Source organism: Actinokineospora bangkokensis (assembly GCF_001940455.1).
Classification (GTDB): Bacteria; Actinomycetota; Actinomycetes; order Mycobacteriales; family Pseudonocardiaceae; genus Actinokineospora; species Actinokineospora bangkokensis.
The window spans coordinates 45,661-56,827 of the sequence record NZ_MKQR01000004.1; the positions used below are offsets into that span (position 1 = coordinate 45,661).

Sequence of the window (11,167 nt, forward strand, 5' to 3'; positions counted from 1 at the left end):
GTGGACGTGGGCGGCACCAGCGTCCGCGCGGGGGTCGTCGACGCCCGCGGCGAGGTCCTCGACACCGCCCGCGGCAGCACCCCGCCCACCGAGCGGGCCCTGGAGGACGCGATCTGCGCGGTGGTCTCGGAGCTGACCGCCCGCCACCGCGCCACCGCCGTCGGGCTGGCCGTGGCGGGCTTCATCGCCAACGACCGGCGCACGGTGATGTTCGCCCCGCACCTGGCCTGGCGCGACGCCCCGGTGGCGGCCAGGGTCGAGGCCCGGCTGGGCCTGCCGGTGGTGCTGGAGCACGACGCCAACGCCGCGGGCTGGGCTGAGCACCGCTTCGGCGCGCTCAAGGGCGTGGGCACCGGCCTGCTGCTGGCCATCGGCACCGGCATCGGCGCCGCCCTGGTCGTCGACGGGCGGCTCTACCGGGGCGCGCACGGCGTGGCCCCCGAACTGGGCCACCTCACCCTGGAGCCCGGCGGCCGACCGTGCCCCTGCGGCAAGCGGGGGTGCTGGGAGCGCTACTGCAGCGGGACCGCCCTGGCCGCGACGGCGACCGACCTGCTGGCCACCCGCGTCGCCCGCGGGTCACCGCTGGCCCGCGAGGAGCAGCGCAACCCCGGCTCGCTCACCGGCCGCACCGTGTCCGCCGCCGCGCGCGAGGGCGACCCGCTGGCGGTGGCGGCCATGGCGGAGTTCGCGCGCTGGCTGGCGACCGGGTTGTCGCTGATCGCCGACGCCTACGACCCCGAGGTCGTGGCCATCGGCGGCGGGCTGTCGGAGGCGGCGCCGCTGTTCCTCGACGACGCGCGCGAGCAGTTCCACGGCCTGCTCACCGGCGCGGGCCACCGGCCGCCGCTGCGGCTGCGCCCGGCCCACCACCGCGACAACGCGGGCATCATCGGCGCCGCCGCCCTCGCCGCCCACCCCACCCGTGGCCTCAGCACCGCGTGACGAACCCCGGTGCCGAACACACCGCAGTTCCCCTGCACACCGCAGTTCTCCCCGGACAGCTGCTCACGAGTTGTCACGCCAGGCGCGAAAGGGCTCGCGGAGTTGGCACCGCCGTTCCAGTCAGTGCGCGCAGCCCTGCGGTCGTGGTGCCAGGTCGGGGACGAGGGGCCCTGTGGTGGTGGTTGGCGCCGTGTTGCTGCCGACCGCCCTTCCGGCGGCCGTGGTGCCAGGTCGGGGACGGTGCCGGGTGGGGACGCGGAGGCCCGGTGGTGGGGGTTGGCGCCGTGTTGCTGCCGACCGCCCTTCCGGCGGCCGTGGTGCCAGGTCGGGGACGGTGCCGGGCGGGGACGAGGGGGTGGGTGGCGGGAGGAATAGAACTAGCCCATTTTGCGGCGCCAGATCTCGTCGATCACGCGCCAGCGGGTGAGGTTGTGCCGGGCGTCGGCGAGGGCGTCGTGGGCGTCGGTGGGCGGCGGGGGCAGCGCGGGCCTGCCCACGTCCTCCCAGCGCTGGCGCAGGTCCCTGGTGAACCGCGGCAGCGCCCGGGGCAGGGCGGGCATCGCCCCCCAGAGCTGGCCGATCACCACGTGGTCGTAGGCGCCGAACCAGGCCCACAGCTCGACCTTGGCACCGCCGTGGTTGCCCCCGGTGAGGAACTCGAAGAGCTCAGCGCGGATGCGCTCGCGCGACATCCAGGACTTGTCGGCGGGCGGGGGCAGCTTGTCGAGCACGTTCGCGCGCACCCACGACCCCGCCTTGGCCGGGTCGAACTCGGTGGACACCGCGTAGAACTCGCGGCCGTCCTCGGCGACGACACCGATGGAGACCAGGTCGATCGTCAGGCCGTCCTCGATGAACTCGGTGTCGTAGAAGAACCGCATCCGACCAGCCTAGTCAGCTCGCCTCGGACTCCGGGACGCGGTCGGCGTCGCGGCCGGAGCGCGGCGCGGGCAGCGGGGTGGCCGCCTCCTTGGCCTTGGCCGCGTAGACGTCGACGTACTCCTGGCCGGAGAGCTCCATCAGCGCGTACATCACCTCGTCGGTGATCGAGCGCTCGACGAACCGGTCGCCCTCCATGCCCTCGTAGCGGGAGAAGTCCAGCGGCGGGCCGACCTTGATCCGGATGGGGTGCGGCCGCCACATCTTCGAGCCGATGGGGTTGGCCTTGTCGGTGCCGAACATGGCCACCGGCACCACCGGCACCCCGGCCTCCAGCGCGATCCGCGCGACCCCGGTCTTGCCCTTGTACAGGCGGCCGTCGGGGGAGCGGGTGCCCTCGGGGTAGATGCCCATCACCCGGCCCTCGCGCAGCAGCCGCACGCCGGTGTCGAGCGCGGCCTGCGCGGCCGACCCGCCGGAGCGGTCGATGGGGATCTGGCCCATGCCGGTGAAGAACCAGCGCTTGAACGCGCCCTTGAGCCCGCCCTCGGTGAAGTACTCCATCTTGGCGGGGAAGGTGACCCGCCGGTCCACCATCAGCGGGAGGAAGAACGAGTCGGACACCGCCAGGTGGTTGCTGGCGAGCAGCACACCGCCCTCGGCCGGGATGTGCTCGGCGCCCTCGATCCTGGGCCGGAAGAACAGGCGCAGCAGCGGGCCGAGCAGCACGTGCTTCATCCACCAGTACAGCAACGGGTCTCCGTTTCCCTCGTCCGCGCCCTGGTGCGCGTCCTCGCTCGGTGGCGCCCTGTCGACCTTACGAACCCGCGGCACGCGGGACAACGCCACGTGGAACACGTAACGCCGGGCGCCGCCGGGCAGATGCGCGGAGGCGGGGGTCCGCGACCGCGCCGATCCGTGCGACGATGGCCCCAGGACCGTGCTCGCACGCTGATCATAGGAGGCGGGGGTGCCCGCAGTCGCAGGCGCGGAGGGCTTCGCCCACGACGGGTCTTCCGAGGTCGGGGTCGTCCTCAGCCACGGGTTCACCGGGTCGCCGTTCAGCGTGCGCCCGTGGGCCGAGCACCTGGTGGCCCAGGGGTGCAGCGTGCGGGTGCCGCTGCTGCCCGGCCACGGCACCGACTGGCGCGAGATGAACCGCACCACGTGGCCGCAGTGGTACGGCGAACTGGAGCGCGCGCACGACGAGCTGGCCGCCCGCTGCGACGTCGTCTTCGCCTGCGGCCTGTCCATGGGCGGCGCGCTGGCCCTGCGGCTGGCCCAGCAGCGCCAGGACCTGGCGGGCCTGGTGCTGGTCAACCCGTCGGTGATGTCGCTGCGCAAGGACATCAGGTTCGTGCCGCTGCTGTCGAAGGTGGTGGCCTCGGTGGCCCCCATCAGCGACGACATCGCCAAGCCCGGTGTCAGCGAGCACGCCTACCCGCGCACCCCGCTGCGCGCCCTGGCCAGCCTCACCCGGCTCTGGGCCGCGGTGCGGGCGGACCTGCCGAAGGTCACCCAACCCCTGCTCCTGCTGCACTCGGCCGTCGACCACGTGGTCGAGCCGGAGAACGCCGCGGTGATCCTGGCCGAGGTCGGCAGCACCGACGCCACCGAGGTCGTCCTGGAGCACAGCTACCACGTGGCCACCCTCGACCACGACGCCCCGCTGATCCACGACCGCAGCGCCGAATTCATCCACCGAGTCACCGCCGAGCGCACCCGGGACCGCGCATGACCCCCCGCCCCGGCGACGGCCCCGAGGACGTCGAGGCCGCCTTCGCCCAGATCGTCGCCGACCTCCGCCGCGAAGGCGTCGGCCTCCCCCTCCCCACCGAGGCCGAGGTGACCCGAGACCGCGCCGACACCGCCGACGACCAACCCCCCGCCCAGCCCAAGCCCCCCGCACCCTCCCCCCAGCCCAAACCCCCCGCCTCCACCTGGCGAGCCCACGACACCGAGATCGACTGGAACAACGACAACGAGGACGAGCACTACGAACCCCCCGAGCCCCCACCCCTGCCCCGCCTGCGCCCCATCACCATCACCGCCCTGCTGACCATCACCGCGGGCATCGCCCTCCTCGTCCTGTCCTCCACGGTCCTGTCCACCATCTGGACCCCCGTCGGCATCGCCCTGCTGGCCGTGGGCATCGGCACCCTCCTCCTCACCACTCGCCGCCACCCCCGCCCCGACGACGACAACGGCGCACAGGTCTAACTCCCCCCTCGCCACACCGCCGCTCCCACACACAACCCCCGCCTACTCCGAGCACCCGACCACCCACCCGGGCACGCCAACAAAATCCCGCTTCTTTCGATCTGCGCAAGCAGATCACACAAAATCCACCCCGTCCCCCGTCGCAGCGGCCATTCGCTTCACACAGAAGCCCTCTCCCGCTCAGCGGAAGCACCCCCAGCAGCACCCCCCACGGCCACCCGCCGCCGCCCCGCCACCCCACCCCCAGCAGGCAGGTGCCGCCCCCGCGAAACCCCCACCACACCCACCACGACCCCACCGCCGCCACCACCACTCCGCAACCGCTTCGGCTGCGGTTTCGCCGCCTGCGACTTCCGCAGCGCCTGCCCCACCGCGTCCCAGAGCAGGAACGCCACCAGCGTCACCCCGAACACCGGCAGCAACCACCCCAGCGCCCCGCTCACCACCACCAGCGGCACGAGCACCTTCTTCGGCAGCTTCGCCAGCGTCCTCGGCGGCGCGGGCGCGGGCTTGCGCTGCCGCCACATCCGGTACCCCATCCACAGCACGGCCACCAGCCCGCACGCCAGGCACACCAGCAGCAGTTGGTTCACCACCCCGAACAGCGACCCGTGGTGGGCGGCGACGGCGAGCAGCCGCAGCTGCCCGAGCAGGGGGTAGTCGGCGAAGGTCTGCTTGCCGATGACGGTGCCCCGGTACTGGTCGACCAGCGCGACGCCCTTGCGCACGGGCAGCCCGGGGGAGACCTCCGCGACGGTGAACGGGTCGTCGTAGGTGCGCGGCGGGGTCAGGGTGAGGTCGCCGGTCAGGCCGTCGGCGCGGGCGGCCGCGACGATCGCGTCGAGGGTGGTCGGCCCGGCCGCGTCGGGCTGGACGGCGGGGTGGGTGATGGGCGCGGGCCTGGTGCCCAGCGCGTCCTGCACCCGGTCGCCCGCGGTGAGCGCGCGGGTCAGGCCGGAGAAGTTGATGACGACCAGGCCGACGACCACGACCACGCCGACGAGCCCGTGCCAGGCCCGGATGCGGATCTTGGGGTTCTTGGTCCTGAGCCGCTGGCGGCGCTTCTTGGGCCCGAGGGCCCAGAGCAGCACGCCGAAGAGCATCACCGCGGGCAGCCAGCTGACGGCGAACTCCGCGTACAGCCTGCCCGCCTGCCCCAGGTGCAGGTTGGTGTGCATGGCGCCGAGCCAGGTCTGCACGGGGGCGCGGCCGTCGGCGGTGGGGTAGTCGCCGGTGAGGACGCCGGTGTAGGGGTTCACGTGCACCGCCAGGCCCTGACCCTGCGGCAGCGCGCGGTCGGCGAGGACGACCTGCGTGGTGCGCTCGGGGTCGTCGAACACGGTGACCTGGCGCAGGGCGTCCTGCGGGTGCGCGGCGAGCGCCGCGCGCACCTGCCGGTCCACCGGCAGCGCGGCGCCGTCGGCGGGGACCTCGGTGAACAGCTCGGTGGCGTAGAGGGCCTCGCCCAGCTGCGGGGCGCACGCGTAGCACAGGCCGGTGAGGGCGAGCAGGAAGACGAAGGGGGCGATGGCCATCCCGGCCAGGTAGTGCACGCGGCGGGCGAGCAGCAGGACCGCGGTCCGCGTGGAGCGCGCACGGGTCATCGCACGTCCCTTTCTCGCAACGGGGTTCCTCGGGACGTGCCCGGACGAGCAGACGGCCCGGCGGCGGGGGTCGGGCGTGGCCGCCGGGCCGTCTGCTGGGGTGGCGGTGACCGCGGGGCGGTCACCGCCGGACGTGCTCAGGGGGCTGGGATCAGCCCTTCTCGTCGATGAACGCGACCATGATCGACATGGCGTGCTCGTCGGCCATGTGGGTGTGGTAGTAGCTGTCGAGGCTGAGCGTCTGGCCCTTGGTGACCCGGCCGAGGCTGGGGGACAGGCAGGTGCTCATCGACTCCACGTGCCCCTGGTACTCGGGCTTGGTGTCGTAGCCCGCGGTCGAGGTGCAGATCTCCTGGTTGGTGTCCTTGTTGTAGAGCTTGATCCAGGACCCGCCGTCGTGCTGGTGGCCGCCCGCGCCGACGAAGTTGCCGGAGACGGTCGACTTCCAGTCCCAGCCGGTGTGCGACTCGCCCTCGGGCACCGCGTGCTCGGACAGGCCGCAGTTGTCGGCGTCCAGCCAGAGCGGGGTGACCGCCTTCATGCCGGGGGTGTTGCCCGGCTTCCAGGTCAGGTCCACGGTCACGGTGACGGACTTCTGCTCGTGGCTCATGGACATGAGCTCGATCATCATCCAGGTCAGCGGGATGAAGCCGAACTTCACGCCGTACCCCTCGGGCAGGGTGCCACCGGTGCGCTCGTTGCCCGAGGCGAAGATGCGCTGACCGGCCATGCCCGGCCACCCGCCGGGGCAGGTGATGTCGGACTTCGAGCGGTCGAAGAAGACCGTGTGGTGCAGCATGACGTCCTGGGCGTAGTTCGCGGGCGACCCGTCCGCCATGGTCATGTCCGGCTTGATGCCGGTGATGAAGCAGTTGGTGCACGGCGGCAGCATCAGCGCGACGGTGCGGGTCATCGCGCCGTGGTGCCCGCCCGGGTCGTCCGGGCCGTGCATGGTGCCGACCTCGCCGGTCGACGACGGGTGCTCGTGGTCGTCGCCGTCGGCGGGCATGGGCGCGAGGTTGAACGGGCCGAGCTTGACCTTGGTGGTGGTCGAGCCGTCCGCGTTCCTGCGCGCGCCGACCGGGACGCCGGTGGTGCTGATCTCCTTGGCGACCGGCTGGCCGTTGGAGGCCAGCTGGGTGGCGGGCGCGGGGGCGACCGCCGCGGTGCTCTGGCCCGCACCCGCGCTGCCCGACGCCACGATGAGCGACGCGCCGACCGCGACAGCGGCCAGGACCGCCAGCACGCCCTTTCGCCGCCCGAATTTTCTCTGGCGCACCAGAGTCTCCTTTCCCCGGAAAAAGCCTTACATTCCGGGAAATTACCGAGCAACGCCGATGTCACACAAGAGTGCGGCCGGAACTGCCCGAACGTCTGCGTTCACCTCACAAACCCTGTGCACCGGCCTGTGCTGGGGTACGAACTTGTACCTGGTAGGTACGCACTTGTACCCACTGGTCAGAGAAATCATTTTCCACTCACTCCAGCCACTGTTCGGCCAGCGATTCCATAACGCGGGGAGCACGGCGCCCCCAGACCGCCCACCCGGCCGGGGGCGTTGCTACACCGATTCAGCCCTGGCAGGGTGGCCGGGGAGAGGCAGTGACGCCGATCACTGCCGGGACGGTGGAAGGTGGGCTCCAAGTGCGAGTGGGCGTACTCACCGGCGGCGGCGACTGCCCCGGCCTCAACGCGGTCATCCGGGCCGTGGTCCGCAAGGGCGTCGAGGTGCGGGGCTGGGAGGTGGTGGGCTTCCGCGACGGCTGGCAGGGCCCGCTGGAGGGCCGCTCCCGGCCGCTGGGCCTCGACGACGTCGAGGACATCCTGACCCGCGGCGGCACCATCCTCGGCTCGTCGCGCACCAACCCCTACCAGGTCGACGGCGGCGTCGAGCGGATCAGGGCGGTGCTGGCCGAGCAGGGCGTCGACGCGCTGATCGCGATCGGCGGCGAGGACACCCTGGGGGTGGCCAAGCGGCTGACCGACGAGGGCGTCCCGGTGGTGGGCGTGCCCAAGACCATCGACAACGACCTGGGCGCCACCGACTACACCTTCGGCTTCGACACCGCCGTGCACATCGCCACCGAGGCCATCGACCGGCTGCGCACCACCGCCGAGTCCCACCACCGGGCGCTGGTGGTGGAGGTGATGGGCAGGCACGCCGGTTGGATCGCGCTGCACTCGGGCCTGGCGGGCGGGGCCAACGTGATCCTGGTGCCGGAGCGGCACTTCAGCGTCGACAAGGTCGTCGAGTGGGTCACCCGCCGGTTCGAGCGCGAGTACGCGCCGATCATCGTCGTGGCCGAGGGCGCGCTGCCCGAGGGCGGCGAGGAGGTGCTGCTCACCGGTGACAAGGACGCCTTCGGCCACGTGCGCCTCGGCGGCGTGGGCACCTGGCTGGCCGAGGAGATCGCCGAGCGCACCGGCAAGGAGTCCCGCGCGGTGGTGCTCGGCCACACCCAGCGCGGCGGCGTGCCCACCGCCTACGACCGGGTGCTGGCCACCCGGTTCGGCCTGCACGCGGTGGACGCGGTGGCCGACGGCGACTTCGGGGTGATGGTCGCGCTGCGCGGCACCGACATCACCCGGGTCAAGCTGGCCGAGGCCACCGCCGAGCTGAAGACCGTCCCGGCCGAGCGCTACGCCGAGGCGGAGGTGTTCTTCGGCTGACCGGTCTGCCCGGTTCGCCGTGCGGTCACGCCCCCGGTGGGGTCCACTGGGGGCGTGACCACCCTCCGCGCCCCCCGGCCGCGCGATTGGGCCGCGCTCGTCGGGTTCCTCGTCCTGTGCTTCGGGATCGCCGCGCTCGGCGCCCTCGCCACGGCGGGCAATGTCGACGGGTGGTACGCCACGGCCGACAAGCCGTCGTTCACCCCGCCCAACTGGTTGTTCGGCCCGGTCTGGACGGTGCTCTACGCGCTGATCGCCGTCTCCGGCTGGCTGGTGCGCCACGACCGCCCGGCCCTGGTGGCCTGGTCGGTGCAGCTGGTGCTCAACCTCGCCTGGTCGCCGCTGTTCTTCGGCCTGGAGCAGCTGTGGCTGGGCTTCGCCGTCATCGTCGCCCTGGACCTCGCCGTGGTGTGGACGATCGCCGCCGCCCGCCGGGTGCGCCCGGTGGCGGCGTGGCTGCTGGTGCCCTACCTGGCGTGGGTGCTGTTCGCGACCGCGCTCAACCTGGGCCTGGCGCTGCTGAACTGAGGGGCTGGCCCGACCCGCGCGCGGTGAACTATGTTCACCGGCCATGGACGAGCTGCTGTGGGCGGGCGCCGACGCCCAGGCCGAGGCGCTGCGCAAGCGGCAGGTGACCGCGCCTGACCTGCTGGAAGCGGTGCTGGACCGGGCCGCCGCGCTGAACCCGGTGCTCAACGCCTTCCGGACGGTGTTCACCGACTCCGCCCGCGAGGCCGCCGCGGCCGCCCAGCGCCGGATCGACGCGGGCGAGGACGCCCCGCTGCTCGGCGTCCCGGTCGCGGTCAAGGACGACCTGGACGTCACCGGGGACACCACGGCCAAGGGCGGGCGCCCGCAGTTCCCGCCCGCCGCGGCCGACAGCCCGGTGGTGGCCAACCTGCGCGCGGCGGGCGCGGTGCTCGTCGGCCACACCCTGACCCCCGAGCGCTGCCTGTGGCCGTTCACCGAGTCGCTGACCTACGGCGCCACCCGCAACCCCTGGGACCCCGCGCGCACCCCGGCGGGCTCCTCCGGCGGGTCCGGCGCGGCCATCGCCGCGGGCATCGTCGGCGCCGCCACCGGCAGCGACGGCGGCGGTTCCATCCGGCTGCCCGCCGCGGCCAACGGCATCTTCGGCCTCAAGACCACCCGCGGCCTGCTCGACCTCGACGAGGGCTGGGAGGGCCTGGGCGTCACCGGCCCGCTCGGGCGCCGGGTGGCCGACGCCGCCCTGCTGCTCGACGGCATGGCGGGCGGCGGCGACTACCGGGCCGCCGTGGACGCCGACCCCGGGTCGCTGCGCATCGCCCTGGTCTGGCGCGCCCCGACCGGCAGGCCGCCGATGGAGGCCGCCTGGCGGGCCGCCGCGACCACCGCCGCCGACCGGCTGCGCGCCCTCGGGCACACCGTCGTCGAGGACGACCCGGGGCTGGGCGCGCGCCCGTCGCCGCAGTTCGTCGTCCGCTACTTCCGCGGCGTGGCCGCCGACGTCGACCAGCTGCCGCACCCGGAGTGGCTGGAGCCGCGCACCCGCCGCATCGCCGCGGTCGGCCGCCGCGTCCCCGACCGGGTCCGGGACTGGGCCCGCTCGGCCGAGGCGGGGCTGCACGCCCGGCTCGCGCCGTTCTTCGACCGCTACGACGCCATCCTGCAGCCGTCGTGGACGAGGACACCGCTGCCGGTCGGGGCCACGCACGGCCGGGGCATGGTCACCACCATGCTCGGCATCCTGCCGGTGATGTCGTACTTCCCGACCTGGAACGTGCTCGGCATGCCGGTGGCCGCCGTGCCCGTCGACCGAACGCCCGCGGGCATGCCCACCGGGGTCCAGCTCATCGGCCCGCAGCACTCCGAGCGCAGGCTGCTGTCGCTGGCCGCGCAGTACGAGCGGGCCCACCCATGGGCTGACGAACACCCCGACCTGCCGCGATAGGCGGGCGCAACCGGCCGGTGGTGTGGTCAACTGGCCCCGGCCACCGCCGACCGAGGAGCAGCCGATGGACGTCGCCACCCGCATGCGCAACCGCTTCGGTGACGGGGTCCTGGCCTGGACCGAGGCGCTGCCCGCCCGCTTGGCCCGCCTCGCCGCGCGCTGGGACCTGGAGGTCGGGGAGGCCTTCGCCGACGGCAACTCCGCGGTGACCCTGCGGGTGCTGCGCGGTGGCGAGCCCGCCGTGCTCAAGGTCTCCCCGGACGTCGACTTCGCCGCCGAGCAGGCCGAGGTGCTCACCGCATGGAGCCCCACCGGCCGGGTGCCCCGGCTGCTGGCCGCCGACCGCGCCGAGGGCGCCCTGCTCATGGAGCACGTCGACGGCACCGAGGGCACCTGGCCCGAGCCCGCGGGGTTCGCCGCGCTGCTGCGCGACCTGCACGGTGCCGTCGACGACCCCGCCGCGGTGGCGCGCAGGCACCTGCGCAGCAAGGACTACGAGGACTTCCCCCGGTTCACCCCGACCGGCCCGGTGACCGCCGCCCACCTGGCCAGGGCGCGCGAGCGGCGGGTGGCGCTGCTGGCGCGGGAGGCGCCGCTGGTGCTGCTGCACGGCGACCTGCACGCGGCGAACCTGGTCGACGGCGGCCCCGACCGCGGCGTCGTGGCCATCGACCCCAAGGCCGTCCTCGGCGAGCCGGAGTTCGACGCCGTCGACTACGTCCTCGACGCCCCCGGCGGCCGCGTCGAGCAGCGCCGCGACGCCCTGCTGGCCGCCTCCGACCTCGACCCCGAGCGGCTCGACGGCTGGTGCCGGGCGACCGCGGCGGTGATCGCGGTCAGCCGCCTGCGCCGCGGCCTGCCCATCGACGGCCTGCTGGCCTACGGCGACGGCTGAGCCCGCCCCGGGGCGGGGGCG

At 73.8% G+C, this 11,167-nt stretch carries 11 protein-coding genes; 7 read left to right on the forward strand and 4 right to left on the reverse strand.

The window, feature by feature from the left end; genetic code table 11:
- The gene (locus tag BJP25_RS02150; protein ID WP_075973132.1) at positions 1 to 945 is read left to right on the forward strand and encodes an ROK family protein; all 945 of its coding nucleotides are present in this window, start codon (positions 1 to 3) and stop codon (positions 943 to 945) included.
- Between the two features lie 377 nt (positions 946 to 1,322).
- Here BJP25_RS02150 and BJP25_RS02155 read toward each other — a convergent pair whose 3' ends face one another.
- Together BJP25_RS02155 and BJP25_RS02160 are read right to left on the reverse strand one after the other, a co-directional pair.
- On the reverse strand, positions 1,323 to 1,826 hold the full coding sequence (locus BJP25_RS02155; RefSeq protein WP_075973063.1) for a polyadenylate-specific 3'-exoribonuclease AS: 504 nt from the start codon (positions 1,824 to 1,826) through the stop codon (positions 1,323 to 1,325).
- A gap of 13 nt (positions 1,827 to 1,839) precedes the next feature.
- Complete coding sequence (locus BJP25_RS02160; RefSeq protein ID WP_075973064.1) at positions 1,840 to 2,577, reverse strand: lysophospholipid acyltransferase family protein; 738 nt, start codon at positions 2,575 to 2,577, stop codon at positions 1,840 to 1,842.
- A gap of 217 nt (positions 2,578 to 2,794) precedes the next feature.
- On the opposite strand from BJP25_RS02160, the gene BJP25_RS02165 reads away from it, so the two are divergent.
- Entirely contained in the window at positions 2,795 to 3,562 is a 768-nt protein-coding gene (locus BJP25_RS02165; RefSeq protein WP_075973065.1) for an alpha/beta hydrolase, read from the forward strand.
- Positions 3,559 to 4,044 carry a hypothetical protein gene (locus BJP25_RS02170; protein WP_075973066.1) on the forward strand — a complete coding sequence of 162 codons (486 nt, stop codon included), beginning with the start codon at positions 3,559 to 3,561 and terminating at the stop codon, positions 4,042 to 4,044. The genes BJP25_RS02165 and BJP25_RS02170 overlap by 4 nt, the downstream gene beginning before the upstream one ends.
- Before the next feature lie 158 nt (positions 4,045 to 4,202).
- Here BJP25_RS02170 and BJP25_RS02175 read toward each other — a convergent pair whose 3' ends face one another.
- Positions 4,203 to 5,648: a PepSY-associated TM helix domain-containing protein gene (locus BJP25_RS02175; protein ID WP_075973067.1), complete on the reverse strand. Its 1,446-nt coding sequence runs from the start codon at positions 5,646 to 5,648 to the stop codon at positions 4,203 to 4,205.
- A gap of 151 nt (positions 5,649 to 5,799) precedes the next feature.
- The gene (locus tag BJP25_RS02180) at positions 5,800 to 6,927 is read right to left on the reverse strand and encodes a hypothetical protein (RefSeq protein WP_143218838.1); all 1,128 of its coding nucleotides are present in this window, start codon (positions 6,925 to 6,927) and stop codon (positions 5,800 to 5,802) included.
- 365 nt (positions 6,928 to 7,292) lie between these two features.
- Here BJP25_RS02180 and BJP25_RS02185 point away from each other — a divergent pair, with 365 nt between their 5' ends.
- From BJP25_RS02185 to BJP25_RS02200, 4 genes are all read left to right on the forward strand, one after another.
- Positions 7,293 to 8,318, forward strand: coding sequence for a 6-phosphofructokinase (locus tag BJP25_RS02185; RefSeq protein WP_075973069.1), 1,026 nt, complete (start codon positions 7,293 to 7,295; stop codon positions 8,316 to 8,318).
- Positions 8,319 to 8,372: 54 nt separating this feature from the next.
- Positions 8,373 to 8,846, forward strand: a complete 474-nt coding sequence (locus BJP25_RS02190; protein ID WP_198943312.1) for a TspO/MBR family protein — start codon at positions 8,373 to 8,375, stop codon at positions 8,844 to 8,846.
- A gap of 43 nt (positions 8,847 to 8,889) precedes the next feature.
- Positions 8,890 to 10,251: an amidase family protein gene (locus tag BJP25_RS02195; RefSeq protein ID WP_075973071.1), complete on the forward strand. Its 1,362-nt coding sequence runs from the start codon at positions 8,890 to 8,892 to the stop codon at positions 10,249 to 10,251.
- A 64-nt stretch (positions 10,252 to 10,315) separates the two neighbouring features.
- Positions 10,316 to 11,146 (forward strand): aminoglycoside phosphotransferase family protein, encoded by an 831-nt coding sequence (locus BJP25_RS02200; RefSeq protein ID WP_075973072.1) that lies wholly within the window; start codon positions 10,316 to 10,318, stop codon positions 11,144 to 11,146.
- Positions 11,147 to 11,167: the final 21 nt, after the last annotated feature.